13 protein-coding genes are annotated in these 14201 nt (G+C 36.0%); 11 read left to right on the top strand and 2 right to left on the bottom strand.

Annotated features, from left to right (window positions below):
• Positions 1–19 precede the first annotated feature (19 nt).
• Both RV15_RS04870 and RV15_RS04865 read right to left on the bottom strand, forming a co-directional pair.
• Entirely contained in the window at positions 20–640 is a 621-nt protein-coding gene (locus tag RV15_RS04870; RefSeq protein WP_071876935.1) for an FMN-dependent NADH-azoreductase, read from the bottom strand.
• A gap of 281 nt (positions 641–921) precedes the next feature.
• The gene (locus RV15_RS04865; RefSeq protein ID WP_071876934.1) at positions 922–1215 is read right to left on the bottom strand and encodes a rhodanese-like domain-containing protein; all 294 of its coding nucleotides are present in this window, start codon (positions 1213–1215) and stop codon (positions 922–924) included.
• Between the two features lie 278 nt (positions 1216–1493).
• Here RV15_RS04865 and licT point away from each other — a divergent pair, with 278 nt between their 5' ends.
• The 11 genes from licT to manA all read left to right on the top strand — a co-directional run bounded on the left by licT (position 1494) and on the right by manA (position 14188).
• Positions 1494–2336 carry a BglG family transcription antiterminator LicT gene (licT, locus tag RV15_RS04860; protein ID WP_071876933.1) on the top strand — a complete coding sequence of 281 codons (843 nt, stop codon included), beginning with the start codon at positions 1494–1496 and terminating at the stop codon, positions 2334–2336.
• 181 nt (positions 2337–2517) lie between these two features.
• On the top strand, positions 2518–4407 hold the full coding sequence (locus RV15_RS04855) for a beta-glucoside-specific PTS transporter subunit IIABC (protein WP_071876932.1): 1890 nt from the start codon (positions 2518–2520) through the stop codon (positions 4405–4407).
• A gap of 115 nt (positions 4408–4522) precedes the next feature.
• Entirely contained in the window at positions 4523–5971 is a 1449-nt protein-coding gene (locus tag RV15_RS04850) for a glycoside hydrolase family 1 protein (protein WP_071876931.1), read from the top strand.
• A gap of 190 nt (positions 5972–6161) precedes the next feature.
• Entirely contained in the window at positions 6162–6746 is a 585-nt protein-coding gene (locus tag RV15_RS04845; RefSeq protein WP_071876930.1) for a guanylate kinase, read from the top strand.
• A gap of 120 nt (positions 6747–6866) precedes the next feature.
• Complete coding sequence (locus tag RV15_RS04840) at positions 6867–7514, top strand: TetR/AcrR family transcriptional regulator (protein ID WP_071876929.1); 648 nt, start codon at positions 6867–6869, stop codon at positions 7512–7514.
• A gap of 338 nt (positions 7515–7852) precedes the next feature.
• Positions 7853–9010 (top strand): efflux RND transporter periplasmic adaptor subunit, encoded by a 1158-nt coding sequence (locus tag RV15_RS04835; protein WP_071876928.1) that lies wholly within the window; start codon positions 7853–7855, stop codon positions 9008–9010.
• A gap of 11 nt (positions 9011–9021) precedes the next feature.
• Positions 9022–9732 carry an ABC transporter ATP-binding protein gene (locus RV15_RS04830; protein WP_071876927.1) on the top strand — a complete coding sequence of 237 codons (711 nt, stop codon included), beginning with the start codon at positions 9022–9024 and terminating at the stop codon, positions 9730–9732.
• Positions 9729–10964 carry an ABC transporter permease gene (locus RV15_RS04825; protein WP_071876926.1) on the top strand — a complete coding sequence of 412 codons (1236 nt, stop codon included), beginning with the start codon at positions 9729–9731 and terminating at the stop codon, positions 10962–10964. The genes RV15_RS04830 and RV15_RS04825 overlap by 4 nt, the downstream gene beginning before the upstream one ends.
• A 291-nt stretch (positions 10965–11255) precedes the next feature.
• Positions 11256–12092 carry a VOC family protein gene (locus tag RV15_RS04820; RefSeq protein ID WP_071876925.1) on the top strand — a complete coding sequence of 279 codons (837 nt, stop codon included), beginning with the start codon at positions 11256–11258 and terminating at the stop codon, positions 12090–12092.
• Between the two features lie 41 nt (positions 12093–12133).
• Positions 12134–13171: a serine hydrolase domain-containing protein gene (locus RV15_RS04815; RefSeq protein WP_071876924.1), complete on the top strand. Its 1038-nt coding sequence runs from the start codon at positions 12134–12136 to the stop codon at positions 13169–13171.
• A 42-nt stretch (positions 13172–13213) separates the two neighbouring features.
• On the top strand, positions 13214–14188 hold the full coding sequence (gene manA / locus RV15_RS04810; protein ID WP_071876923.1) for a mannose-6-phosphate isomerase, class I: 975 nt from the start codon (positions 13214–13216) through the stop codon (positions 14186–14188).
• Positions 14189–14201: the final 13 nt, after the last annotated feature.

Genomic DNA, 14201 nt, shown 5'->3' with positions numbered 1-14201 from the left:
GTTTCAGCTTTTTATATTATTAAAATGTTTTTCCTAAGGTTGTTGCTTGATTCATTGCTGCATCTAATAATTCTTCAGCTTTTTCTGGGTGATGATCGATACCTTCAATAAATAATTGATCAACTTCAGCAACACCGATAAAATTCAAGATTCCTTTTACATATTGAGAAGCGAAATCTTGCCCTTCATAAAATCCACCATTTGATTGGATATGCAAGGCTTTTTTACCAGTAGTCAAAGGTTTAGGACCTTCCTCAGTATATTTAAACGTTTTTCCAGCTACGTTGATCGTATCGACCCACGCTTTTAAACGAGTTGGTACATTTAAATTCCATAATGCGTTAGCAATAACAACTTTGTCAGCGCCTAAGAATTGATCTGTTAATTCATTGAAGCGGGCAACTTTTGTTTGCTGACTTTCATTTAAGGCAGTAAATTCAGTACCTGTGCGTAGTGCTCCCCAACCAGAAAGTAGTTCTTCATCGATTTCCGGAACGAAATCGGCATAGACATCAAGTACATCGATCTCGTCAGCTGGGTTTTGAGCTTGATAACTCTCTAAAAAGGTTTCTAACGCTCGAACAGAGCGAGATTCTTCCTTAGTAAGCGGGTGTGCTTTAACAACAAGTAATTTTGACATGTAAAGTCTCCTTTGAATACCTAAGTATCATTATTTATAAACAAAAACTATTTTACTAATAAAAAGTAAGAAAATCAAGTTTTTACTTAAATTATATAAAAAAGAGCCCGGGACATAACTCTACGAGTTACATTCTAGCCTCAAGGAATCTGAATAAACGGTGGGAGCAGAAGTAACCCCTTCGGAAATAAGAGGAAATTCACAAAAATTTGGAGAGCCATTTTCGTGAATTTCCTCTTATTTCTCGGAGTTAAACACTTCTGACCCAAACTCTTTTCTTATTAAGAAGCTTTAGAGAGTTGTTGCATGCCGCCGATCACGTGTACAGCATGAAAGCCTTTGGAAGCCATAAATGATGCAATAACTTCAGAACGGCGGCCACTGTAACTAATGATATGGTAGGTTTTCTCTTTATTTAGCTGTTTTAACATATTTGGTAAAACAGTTGCAGGTAGTGACATAGAATGTGCTAAGTGTCCTTGTAAAAAACTTTCAGTTTCACGAATATCGATGACGTTAAGGTCATTTTTACTGTAAAGTGTTTCAAAATCAGGAGTGGAGATTGATTCAAACATGTACCTCATCCTTTGAAAATATTTTTTAAACTACGGGATAGATTGTAACTCTTTTATAGAAGGTTTGCAATCGGGCTTTTACATTTCTTAATAGTTGTCTAAAAACAACCTTTTCATTTGTTCTTTGAAAAGGGTTGCAAATGAAATAGAAAGATGTTATGATATCCATGTAATGAGGATTGTTACTGTTCGGCAGGCAAAACCTGAATCTTCCATAGTAGTTTGTTTGGGTGGATTCTAGGTTTTTTTCATTTGTATTTGTAAAAGTGAGGTTCATCATGTATATTGAAAAAATTTTAAACAACAATGTCGTCATGACAAAAAATGAATCAGGTGAAGAAATCGTCTGTATGGGCCGAGGACTAGCATTTCAAAAAAAAATCGGCGATGTAATCGATCCAACATTTATTGAAAAAGAGTTTGTTCTGAAAGATTCTATCACCTCAGGACAGTTCCAACAGTTGTTTGCAGATATTCCGTTAGAAGAAGTAGAGATTGTTAAAAAAATCGTGGATATGGCTGAAGAGGATTTAGGAATTGAGCTTTCATCCAATATCTATTTAACGTTGACAGATCACGTGCATTACGCCATCATGAGAGCCAAAGAGGGCCTTGAGATGCCGAATCCATTAATGTTTGAAACAAAAAAGTTTTATCCTAAAGAATTTGCTATTGCTAGAAAAGGTGTAGCATTGATCAAGGAAAAACTGAACATTGATTTTTCAGAAAGTGAAGCAGGATTTATTGCCTTTCACATCGTAAATAGTGAGCAGGCAAATGGCAATATGGAAGTGACTATGTCAGCTACTGAAATGGTCCGAGATATCTTAACAATTATTAGTCGTTATTTCGGTAAACCATTTGATGAAGATTCATTGAACTATCAAAGAATCGTGACGCACTTACAGTATTTTGCCCAACGTTATCTACAAAATGAAGCACATGACGAAGAAGATGACTTTCTTTATGAGTTGATTCAAAGCAAGTATCCAAAAGCATTTCAATCAGTGCAAAGAATTAATGATTATCTAGTCAAAAAATATCAAAAACCAATTGATAAAGCGGAACAAATTTATTTGACTATTCATATTCAGCGAGTAGCTGGAGAGAAAAAAATTTAGCATTTATTTGTATTAAAAAATTCAAATTTCAATCGAAGCGGATTGTTACTGTTTAGCAGGCAAAACCTAGATTGAAAAAACAACCGATCCATCTATATTTAGGTTTTTTTAAGTATAGTAGATCATTGTTTTTTCAGTTTAGGTTTTTTTATATAAAAAATTAAGGAAAAGGGGATATAAAATGAGTAAAAATCAAGAAATTGCTGAGCGCGTCTTAACGCTTGTCGGCGGAGAAGAAAATGTTAATAGCGTTGTCCACTGCGCTACTCGTCTGCGTTTTAAATTAAAAGATGAGGAAAAAGCGGCGACTGAAAAATTAAATCAAGATCCAGATGTGATTCAAGTTGTTAGAAGTGGTGGCCAATATCAAGTCGTAATCGGCAGCCACGTAAGTGATGTGTATAAAGAATTGATGGCGCACAGTGGTTTAGGCGACGATGATTCAGCAAAAGATGAAGGACCTAAAGGCAATATTTTTAATCAACTGATTGACATTATTTCTTCTATATTCACGCCATTCTTAGGTGCGATGGCTGGAGCTGGGGTCTTAAAAGGCTTCTTAACACTAGCGGTTACATTAAACTGGTTGACTGTAGAATCAGGTGTTTATGTTGTTCTTTTTGCAATAGCTGACGGGATTTTCACATTCCTACCGATTCTTCTAGCCTTTACTGCTGCGAAGAAGTTCAAAACGAATCAGTTTTTAGCAGTCTGTTTAGCAATGGCGCTCGTGCATCCTAGCATTACTGCTTTGGCTGGACAACCGTTGAGTTTTGCAGGTATTCCAGTGATTATTGGGGCAAGTGCGTATACATCATCCGTTATCCCGATTATCTTAGCTGTTTTTGTTCAAAGTTATGTTGAACGTTTCTTTAAGAAAGTAATTCCTTCTTTCTTACAAATCATTTGTGTTCCTTTGGCAGTATTTCTTGTAATGGCACCAGTTACTTTTATTGCAATTGGTCCAATCGGTACAATTTTAGGTGATTTACTTGGAAAAGGCTATGATGGAATTTATGGTTTCAGCCCAATTATTGCCGGTGCAGTTATGGGTGGTTTATGGCAAGTGTTCGTGATGTTCGGTATGCATTGGGGCTTTGTTCCAATCATGTTATTAAACCTTTCAGCAGCAGGCGGCGGCGTAGATACAATGGCACCAATGCTTTTACCAGCTGTATTAGCACAAGGTGGAGCAGCTTTAGCAGTCTTCTTTATGACAAAAAATGTAAAATTAAAAGGGTTAGCTTTATCTTCAACGATCACTTCGATCTTTGGGATTACAGAACCAACTGTTTATGGTGTTACTTTACCACTTAAAAAACCATTTATTGCAGCATGTATTGGTGGCGCTGTCGGTGGTGCATTTATCGGTTTCAGCCATGTTCAAAACTATGTATTTGGTTTGATCAGTTTGTTGAGTTTACCAGGATTTATTCCTCAAGATACAAAAGATACTTCTGGTTTGATTGCAGCGGTAATCGGAACAATCATTGCTTTTGTCATTGCTTTTGTATTAACCTTTATTTTGAAATTTGAAGATAAACCAGAAGCAGGCAGCGAAACACCTGTAAAAGGTCAAAGTGATAGCTCAGAAGCACAAAATGGCAATAAAAATGATAAAATTGTTTTAACAAGCCCAATAACAGGTACAATCGTTCCTTTAGATAAAGTTGAAGATCAAGTATTTTCATCAGGTGCATTGGGTAAAGGGATTGCGATCGAACCAATCTTAGGTGAACTTTATGCTCCAGCGAATGGAGAAATCACAACGCTCTTTCCAACAGGTCATGCGGTCGGTATTACAACAGAAGATGGTGCTGAAGTTTTAATGCACATTGGTATGGATACGGTCGAGATGGATGGTGACGGATTTGAGATATTAGTCAAACAAGGGGATAAAGTCAAACAGGGCGATTTATTAGTTAAATTTGATATTGAAAAAATCAAAGCAGCAGGACATCCAGTGGTAACGCCAGTTGTTGTGACAAATAGTGGTGATTATTTGGATGTATTAGATATGGATCAAACAGATGTTTTACATGGAGAAGATTTCTTGGCCATTGTTCGCTAATTAAAGGATTTTAAATTTTAGATAATGCTTAATGAGCCCGTTTAGTTTTTATGTTATCTTTTTTTCGAGGAGCTAAACGAGCCCTATTAATTTTTAAAATAAGGAGGAATACTAGATGTCAATTAAAACAACTGCATTTCCAGAAGGATTTTTATGGGGTGGCGCAACAGCAGCCAATCAATTAGAAGGAGCGTATCGCTCTGATGGCAAAGGCTTGTCAGTAGCAGATGCAATGCCTGGAGGGAAACAACGTTTTCAAATTTTAGGTAGTGATACGTTTAATTGGGAAATCGATGAAGACAAGTTCATTTACCCTAACCACCGCGGGATCGATCACTATCACCGTTTTAAAGAAGACATTGCTTTATTTGCAAAAATGGGCTTTAAATGTTATCGCTTTTCAATTGCTTGGACTAGAATTTTTCCTAAAGGTGATGAAGCTACTCCAAATGAGGCTGGGTTGAAGTTTTATGATCAAGTGATCGATGAGTGCTTGAAACATGGTATCGAGCCTGTGATTACAATTTCTCATTATGAAATGCCTTTACACTTAGCCAAAGAATATGGTGGTTGGAAAAATCGTAAAATGATCGATTTCTTTGAAAACTATGCCACAGTTGTATTAACTCGTTATGGCAAAAAAGTAAAATATTGGATGACATTTAATGAAATCAATTCTGCCTTCCATTTCCCTGCATTAAGCCAAGGAATGGTTAAAGCAACAGGTGCAGGCGATTATCAAAATGTTTTCCAAGCATGGCATAATCAATTTGTCGCTAGCGCAAAAGCTGTGAAAATCGGTCATGAAATCAATCCTGATATGCAAATTGGTTGCATGATCATTTATGCGACAACCTACAGTATTGATGCAAATCCAATCAATCAAATGGCAACACTGGCTCAAAATCAAGAATTTAATTTCTATTGTACAGATGCTCAGGTTCGTGGTGAGTATCCAGCATATCAACAACGCATGTTTGATAAATATGGCGTCTCTGAGTTAGAGATTGGTGATGATGATTTAGCCTTAATGAAAGAATATGCGGTAGATTATATTGGTTTTAGTTATTATATGTCTTCTGCAGTCAATGAAACGGCTGACGAAGAGGATACAGTAGTCGGAAACTTATTAGGTGGTGTGCGCAATCCATTCTTAGAAGCAAGTGAATGGGGCTGGCAGATCGATCCTGAAGGCTTGAGGATTGCTTTGAATGAATTATACGATCGTTATCAAAAACCGTTATTCATTGTTGAAAATGGCTTAGGCGCGATCGATAAAGTGGATGAAAACTTTTATGTAGAAGATGATTACCGAATTGATTATTTACGTCGTCACATTGAAGCGATGTCAGATGCCATTAAAGATGGCGTTGATTTAATGGGCTACACACCTTGGGGCTGTATTGATTTAGTCAGTGCTTCAACTGGTGAAATGAGCAAACGTTACGGTTTTATCTATGTAGATCTAGATGATAACGGTGAAGGAACGATGAATCGTTATGAGAAAAAATCATTTAATTGGTATAAGCAAGTCATTGAAACGAATGGTCAAGAGTTGAACTAGAAAACAAATTGGGGTTATAAAGCAGAACAAATCTGTTTTATAGCCCTTTTTTTATGTGATAAGGAAGAGTAAAAGTCCATTCATTAAATCACTAACGCATGCTAATCGTCTAAAAATGATTCCTTATTTTCCTTTTTATTGAAGCCGCTCTTTCGTTGTTGTATAGTAAATTTGTAAGGGGGAAGGACTAGTGGAAAGAAAAAAACTCAAGCACCCATTTTTTGTTATTATCGGTCCTAGCGGTTCAGGAAAAACAAGAGTAGCAGAAGCTGTTTTTCCGTCGGAGTATAAGGTGATATCTCATACAACTCGCCCTATTCGCAAGGAAGAAGTAGAGGGTGCAGATTACTATTTTGAAACGGAAGAAGGATTTCAACACTTATTAAATATGAATGCTTTGGCAGAATTTGATACCTATCATGGCAATCAATATGGTGTAGGGATAGCAGAACTGATTCAAAAAACGACGGATCATTATGCCTATGATGTTTTGACGTTCAAGGGATTTCAAAAAATCGAAGAACAATTTGGCAATATGATTATTCCGATTTTCTTAGATGTATCTAAAAAAAATGTATTATCAAGGTTACAGACGAGAGAAAATGATACCATACTTATAAAACAACGAGGCGCATTATACACTCAAGAATCTCAGAATAAAAATAAAATAATCACATATCCGAACCACTCTATAATCAATGCAAATCAACCCTTTGAAAAAGTTGTGAAAGAGGTAGAACAAGCAGTAAATGAGCGCATAAAAAAGCTGGAGTAACCAGTTTTTTTGTATAAATTATTTAAAATGCTATTTATGCCTCTTGCCTTTTTCTTTTAAGATGATATAATGACAAGGTGTCATATGACATCTTGTCATAAAAAGGAAGGGATGCAAAATATGCCAAAAAAGACTTTTTTTCATTTAACTAAAGAGAAGCAGCAACGCCTATTAGAAGCGGCTTCCATCGAATTTTCCAGAACAGCCTTGAATGATGCCTCAATTGCTAATATCGTGAGATTAGCTGAGATACCTAGAGGCAGCTTCTATCAGTATTTCGAAGATAAAGAAGATCTTTATTACTACTATTTTGATTTATTGAGGCAAGATAGTAAAAAAAATATTGAAAAATATATTAAAGAAGCAGATGGTGATTTGTTTGAGGGGCTAGCCATATATTTTCCTAAGTTGATTTTAGAAGTATTGACTGGTGAGCATGCGTCATTTTATCACAATCTTTTTATGAAAATGGATTATCAAACCACTAGCCGGATTTCTCCACAATTCACCCCAAACGACAAAAAGGGTGAACCATGGCAGAAAAAACGTCACGGCCATAAAATGTATAAACTGATTGATCTTACTAAGTTGAACATTCAAAATGAACAGGAATTTAAAATGTTGATGCAGATGCTTATGAATACCGTATATTCTTCGATTATCGAAGGCTATCGCAAACTTAAGGAAAATCCTGATTATGAAATTGAGCTAACAATTGGAAATTTTAAAACCAGGTTGAATTGGTTAAAAGAAGGAGTTTATAACTAGTAAGAAGGTAAAAAAATTAAGCGTATTATTAAGGTCGTTTGTTAAGGTTTTAAGGGTCTAAGAAATAATCCTTTTGGTTTCTAACTCAGACTCTTAAAAGCTGAAACGATACGATAAAAGAGTAATTTTTACATAGAAAACGATTTTCGTAGCTGGATCGTTTTTATTGAACAAACGAGTTTAATGAAAAAAACGTTTGTAATAAACTGAATTTTCGAGCAATTACAAAAATGTAAGTTGTATGATGTACCGAATAATGGTTAAATTAAGAGTAAGACAACTGTGTTGTTGGAAAGAGATTACTTGATGGGATAAAAAAGGAGATGAGGAGTAGAATTATGAAAAAAAGAACAATGATCATTGCAGGGATAGTTGCAGTAGTGGTAATAATTGGTATCTTTGTTCTTCCAAGTTTATTTGGAGGAAAACAAGCGGCTGGTCCTGAAATGAAGACTGCCACAGAAGATTTAGGAATCGAATATTTTGAAGTGCCCGATATTGAACAGGTATACATCAATGGTGTTGTACAACCTGAACAGGCGGAAGCTTTTGCAAAAGATAACAAAATGACAAGCACACCAGAAATTAAAGTCAAAAATGGAGATGTTGTCGAACCTGACACAGAATTATTTACGTATGAAGATAAAGAAGTAACTAAAGAAATCGAAGTACAAAATAATACCTTAAGTAAACTTGCAACAAAAAAACAAAATATCTATAAGAAATGGAATCGAGCAATCGATACTTTTAATAAAACAAAAGAAGAAGAACGAAACACAACGGGAGCTGCTATTGATGAACAACATCAAGCAGAAGTCGATGGAGTAGATGAAGAAATTTTCTTTTCAAATGAAACAATTGCTGACCTGTCAACGAAGCAGTTCATTTCAACTAAAGCAAAGTTTAAAGGACGTGTGTCCATTCCAGAAGTCAAAGATGAAAATGCGCCAGTACTACGTTTGACATCGGATGGTCTATATGTTGCAGGAAAAGTAAATGAAAAAGATTTGATGAAAATTGCCGTAGACCAAAAAGCAAATCTTTCAGTGGTTTCAAGCGGCACAACGGTGACAGGTAAAATTTCGTATATCGATGACAATCCACCTGAAGCACAAGCAAATCAAAATCAAGGTGAAAGTACTGGTGCAGACAGTTCGATGTCTAATTATAATGTAAAATTGGCTCTCGATAGTTTGGATGGCATCAAAAATGGTTACCATATGCAAGCAACGATCAATCTAGGAGACAACAAACCAATTGAAGTCCCTAAAAAGGCAATCCATGATCAAGATGGCAAAAAATATGTATTAGTGAACGATTTCGGTTCAGTGATCCGCCGTGATATTCAAGTAGGCGAAGAAAAAGGTGAAAATACAGTTGTCAATTCAGGTTTAGAGTCGGCTGATCGAATCGTCGTTTCCTCTAAAAAGGAAGTCAAAGAAGGAGATCTGATTGGAGAAGAAAGTAAAGAATCAGGAGCAGCAGCTAAAGAATAGGAGGAGCACACATGACACAAGAAGAACAAAGCCCGCGACCTCTCATTCAAATGCAAGCTATCAATAAATATTTTCCTGTTGGGAAAGAAAAATTGCAGGTTTTAAAATCATTGGATTTGACGATCAATGAAGGTGAATTCATTATGATCATGGGAAAATCGGGAAGTGGAAAAACTACTTTGATGAATATCATTGGTTTTTTAGACCGTGTTTCTGATGGCAATTATCTTTTTAAAGGGGAAGATGTTTCTAAACTTTCAGAGAATAAAAAATCTGAGTTTCGAAATGAATATCTTGGTTTTATTTTTCAACAATTCTTTTTGATCAATTCATTGAATGTTAGCCAAAACGTGCAATTGCCTTGTGTATATGAAGGCAAGAAAAGTAATGAAGAAAAACGCAAGATTGCTGAAAAATATTTAGAGTTGGTTGGTTTAGGTGCAAAAACAAAAGCAAAAGTTAATGAACTATCTGGTGGACAACAGCAGCGAGTGGCGATTGCTCGTTCTCTAGTCAATGATCCACTGTTAATCATGGCAGATGAACCAACAGGGGCACTTGATAGTGAAACTGGAACTGAGATCATGGAGCTGTTGACAGAGTTGAATCAACAGGGTAAAACGATCGTGATGGTAACTCATGATGGCGATATGAAAAAATATGCGACTCGAGTGATCCATATGAAAGATGGTCGTTTCCTTGAAGAAGAGGTGATTCGATGATCTCAAATCTATTGATAAGTACCTTATTGAGTCTACGAGCGCATAAGCTGCGAGTGTTTTTGACGATGATTGGAATCATTATTGGGATTGCTTCTGTTGTGACGATTTCAACACTAGGTGAGGGCATGAAAAAGCAAGTAATGTCTGCAACGAGTGCTATGAATACAGATGTGGTCAAGCTACATTATACGATGCAGGATGAAAGTGCTTCTGGGATGATGTCGTTTGAAGAGCCAGACTATAGCTTTTCCCGAGTTGATATGAAAAAAGTTAGAGATATTGATGGCGTTGAATCGATTTATCCTCAATATGGAGACGGTATGATGGGAGATAATTTGACAACTCAGTTAGATTATTTTGGCGCTAAAGCAAATTTAATGGTCACTTCTAATAGAGGCCAGAATAAAATTAAATATGGTCGGGATTTTGACGATCGAGATATCAATAAAGATGTGATCATTTTAAATCATGATACGTTTGACATGAGTTTAAAGATGGATGATCCTGGTGAATTGATCGGAAAAGCTGTTTCAATCAACGGATATATGTACAAAGTGATTGGTATTTTAGAGCCGTTTGATTATGACGCATTGGATAATTCTGAGGCGATGTCGTTAGACTGGAATATTGTGAACAGTAGTTTTGTATCAAGAAGTTCGTATAATAAACTAGCAGCTTCCAAGTCAATCAGCGGTATTAATTTTAAATTGAAGGAAGGGACCGATAAACAAACGGTCATTGCACAAGCGGTTGCTATTTTAAGCGAAAATCATCCTGATGTTAAAGGGATCTTTAAAGAAAATGATTTAGAGCAAAAGAATCAACAGCAAATGGAAGAGGCTATTGGAGGTATGACAATGTTCTTGATGGCTGTCACTGCAATTTCTCTTTTAGTTGGTGGGATTGGTGTCATGAATATCATGTATGTTTCTGTTACAGAAAGAAAACGAGAAATTGGAATTCGTAGAGCAATCGGCGCCAAACCGCGGATGATCTTGCTGCAATTTCTTTTAGAAGCAGCATTTATAACCTTGTTGGGAGGATTAATTGGAGTAGGATTAGGTTATCTCTTATCTACCGTAGTCGGCAGATTTGTCGATATTATTCCAGTCATGACGCCATCGATTTTTGCTATATCAACAGTGGTATCTATCCTTACAGGTGTTGTATTCGGAATCATACCTGCAATCAGTGCATCAAGAATGGATCCAATCAAAGCTATTTATAATTAATAAATGAGTCAATTAGCCAGTAAAAAAGATGCTTGAATTGAATATTCAGCATCTTTTTTATTTATTTTTGGTGTATCTTTGTTATCGCTCAAATGGGCTTGTTTGACATCGGTATAGATTAAGTTGGGGTCAAAAAAAATCATAATATTTCTGGATTGGTATAGGTGAAAGCAACGGCATTTTCTCAAAAATTTCTTATATTTGTTATTTTTTTGAAAAGAGCATTTACTTGCTGAAATCACTAGAGATGTTTAGAATAAATGTAGGGAGACATTCGGAGGGGGAAGACGAATGGAAAAGTTTCAATTATCAGAAGATGTATATGTGAAAACGGTTGCTCTTCGTATAAAAGATGTAGAGAAAATGGTTAGCTTTTATAAAAATGTGTTGGGATTTGTTTTGAAGCTAGAAGAGAATAATTTATCAATATTCGGCTCGCAAGAAAAAGATAGTCGATTATTGATATTAGAAGAAATAGATTCTGAAGATGAGCCAATAGAAGTTTCTGATAAAGCTGTCTGCTTTTCTTTGTTGATTCCAACAGAGGAAGAGTTTGGCAGCCTTTTGAGAAGAATTACGTCACATAATTATCCAATTAAGAAAGCAACACAAAAAGAACAACGCAAGAGTGTATTTTTAGAAGACCCAGAGGGAAATGAGCTGGAAGTTAGTTATCAAGGAGCAAAAGATCAATTGGAAGCTGGCACTGAAGTACTTGATATACAACCCTTGATCCAGAAAAGTAACGTCTTGTATTCGAGCCTGTCTGCTGGAGTAAGATTTGATCGAATCAAACTAAACGTGAAAGATAAAATGAAGCATCATTCTTTTTACCAAAATATTTTGGGGATGACTCCTGAGAGTAAACGACTTGATGCACTATCAATGAATGATGGAAATTTTTGGATCCATTTAGATGATGCAGTCAAAATAAATAGCGCGAAAGTCGATTCTGAAGAATCCTTAGGGGTGGATTTTTTTGTTTTAACATTACATCATGAAGCAGAAATGAAACAGCTAAAAAGCCATTTAGAAGAACAACAACAAGCATTTTTCGTTGATAAAAAATTAACGATTTTAACGATCTATGATCCTAGCCAGATTGAATGGTGGTTCGTTAGAAATTAAAGCCACAAAAATAGTCCGAAAAGCAACGAGGTAAACAAATTATGTATGAAAAAACAAAGGAAAAAATCAAAGAATTGATGGATCAGAAGGTATTCTCTGGTGTCAGTTTTTCATTTATAGCAAACGGAAAATCCGAGGATCACACCTGGGGAAATGCCCAAATCCTACCGACAGTTGAGTCATTAGAGCCTACATTCCTTTTTGATGTAGCATCGCTAACTAAAGTTGTTTGTACAACAACGGTGGTCTTACAGTTAATGGAAGCGGGAATAATCAACATAGATGTTCCATTCAAAAATTATTACTCAGTTTTTGAAGATGAAAAAATAACGATTCGTCATCTTTTAACGCACACATCCGATATTCAGAGTTATATTGAAAATCGAGATATTTTATCAAAAGAAGAATTGAAAACGGCCTATAATCGGGTCAGCTCAGGTGAACATTTAGGTAAAAAGGTAGTCTATACAGATACTGGAACAATCTTACTTGGATTTATGATGGAAGAAGTATTAAGCAAAACAGTGATCGAGATTTTTAAAGAGCGTGTTTTACAGCCTTTGGATATGACAGAAAGTCTTTTTTTACCTACGGACGCTTCTAAAATTGTGCCAACTGAAAATCATCCTATCAGAGGATTGATTCGTGGTCAAACGCATGATCCAAAAGCGTTCGTTTTAGCGGAACATGCTGGTAATGCGGGTCTATTTACTAATTTGACTGACCTTAAAAAATTTACGTCAATGTATTTAAATGACGGAATGTATCAGACAACTCCCGTATTAGAAAAAAGTACAATTCGTTCATTACTAGATGATCAAACTCCTAATGGAAAAGGACATCGTTCTTTAGGTTGGGATTTGAAAGATGATTTATCTGGGCGATCACTGTTATTTCATACGGGCTATACTGGCACTTTTTTATTGATCGATCCTGAGGAGAAGGAAGGGTTTGTCTTTCTCTCCAATCGAGTTCATCCAGTGGATAAAAGAGCGGAATACATTAAAAAAAGAGATGAACTCATTGGTATTTATTTAAAAGAAAAAATAACATTCAAAGATGAATCGCTTTCTTTTTAGTGGTATAATTGACGAGTATAAATGGAAGGGAGTCTCTAAACTATGCAGCAACCTTTATTTTTAAAACCGGTATTCCAAGAAAAAATTTGGGGTGGCGATCGTTTACACACTGTATTCGGTTTTGATTTACCAAGTAATAAGATCGGGGAAGACTGGGCAATCAGTGCCCATCCACATGGAGTAAGCACAGTAGAAAATGGTGAATTTTCTGGACAAAAACTAGACGAACTTTGGACGAATCATCGTGAATTATTCGGTAATGCCAAGGGAGATGTATTTCCTTTACTGACTAAAATTTTAGATGCTGAAGATGATTTATCTGTACAAGTACATCCTGATGATGCCTATGGTTTGGCTAACGAAGGCGAACTGGGAAAAACAGAATGTTGGTACATTATTGACGCTGAACCAGGATCAACGATCATTTATGGGCACAATGCCAAGAGCCGAGAAGAGCTCGAAGCGATGATCAAAGAAGAACGCTGGGATGATTTACTGAAGAAAGTGCCTGTTAAAAAAGGCGACTTTTTCTATGTGCCAAGTGGAACGATCCATGCAATCGGTAAAGGGATCATGATTTTAGAAACACAGCAAAGTAGTGATACTACGTATCGTGTGTATGACTATGATAGAAAAGACGATCAAGGAAATGCTAGAGAACTGCATATTCAACAATCAGTGGATGTAACGACAGTTCCGGCAAAAGATGCACAATTATCGATCCAACAACAAAACCAAGGACAATCAAGCATTATTACGTATTTGAAAACACCATTTTTCAATGTCTATGAATGGCAAGTTAAAGGTGTATTGAATGTGAAGAAAAATGCACCGTATACATTAGCAACTGTTATCGAAGGTGTTGGTCATTTGATTATTGAGGACGCAGAGACAATCAAGACTGAAAGCTATGAACTGGCAAAAGGAACAAGCTTTATTTTACCGAATGATATTGTGAAATGGCGTGTTGAAGGTGATCTGACGATTATTGCTTCTGAACCAGGAATTGATGCATAAAAAATTCAAGAAA

Origin of the sequence: Enterococcus silesiacus, assembly GCF_001886225.1 — a bacterium.
Lineage (GTDB): Bacteria > Bacillota > Bacilli > Lactobacillales > Enterococcaceae > Enterococcus_L > Enterococcus_L silesiacus.
Note: the sequence above shows the minus strand (reverse complement) of the source record. Positions and strands in the feature narration are given on the sequence as shown.